At 70.8% G+C, this 1,163-nt stretch carries 1 protein-coding gene; it reads right to left on the bottom strand.

The window, feature by feature from the left end:
• Positions 1-623 (bottom strand): lytic transglycosylase domain-containing protein (locus ON34_RS38375; RefSeq protein ID WP_306303660.1); only part of this gene is annotated, 623 nt, incomplete at its 3' end.
• Between the last annotated feature and the right edge of the window lie 540 nt (positions 624-1,163).

The raw sequence follows: 1,163 nt of genomic DNA, 5'->3' as shown, positions 1-1,163 counted from the left end.
AGCCGACCGGGTGCCCCGCCGTAGGGTTCGCCCGCACCGGGCAGCGGAGCGGATGCCCCGCCATCGGGTTCGGCCGACGCCAACGGACCCGGCACCACACCCGGCAACCCCACCCGCGGCATCGGCGCCGGAACCGGCACCACACACCCATCCACCACCGGCGGCACCGGCGGCGGCGGACAGAAAATCCCACACGGAATCGGCGGCAACCCCGGAATATTGATCATCACCTGCACCGGCGGCGCCGCCGGCGGCACCGGCCGCCGCGGCGGCTGCCCCGCACCCGGCGCCCCCGGCACGGTCGCCGCGGTCATCTCCGACGACGGCGGCACCACCCCCACCGACCCCGGCGGCACCAACTCCGGCGAAACCCGCACCGGCGCCGCCGACCCCCCACTCCGATACGCCGCCGCCCAACTCAACACATTCCCCGCATACGCCAACGAATGGTTGTACCGCAACACCGCCCGCAACTCCTGCGCCGGATCCCGCAGATCCACACCCCCCGCACACAAATACTTCCCCGCCGCCAACGCCGCATCGAACACATTATGCGGATCCGCCACCCCATCCCCATTCCCATCCGCCGCATACACCCCCCACGTCCCCGGCAAGAACTGCATCGGCCCCACCGCCCGCGCAAACCCCCCATCCCCCGACCGGATCACCTCATTCCCCGGCACACTCCCATCCAACACCGGACCGAAAATCGGCGACACCGTCGTCCCCGCCGCATCCGTCCGCCCACCCCGCGCATGCCCCGACTCCACCCGCCCGATCCCCGCCAACAAACTCCACGACAACCCACAGCCGGGCACCGAGGACCCCAACGCCAACTCCGCATTCCGATACGCCGCCAACACCACCTCCGGAATCCCCAACACACCCCCCACCACCGGCAACGAAAAATCCCGCCCCCAACCCCACCCACCCAACCCCCGGCGACACCGCCCGCAACCCCCACCGACCCTCCACCACCACCGGCAACAACCCCACCACCCCCGACGAACCCCCCACCACCCCCGAACCCGACACCACCCCCACCGAACCCCCCACCGGACCCGACACCACCCCCGAACCACTCACCACCACACCAGCAACCACCAAAGCCGAGACCGTCACCGGAGCAGAAACACGCATACGGCCACACCCAATCCCTCGAC

Origin of the sequence: Nocardia pneumoniae NBRC 100136 (genome assembly GCF_000308755.1) — a bacterium.
Classification (GTDB): Bacteria; Actinomycetota; Actinomycetes; order Mycobacteriales; family Mycobacteriaceae; genus Nocardia; species Nocardia pneumoniae.
The sequence above is the reverse complement of the archived record's forward strand: the minus strand, read 5'-3'. Positions and strand labels throughout refer to the sequence as shown.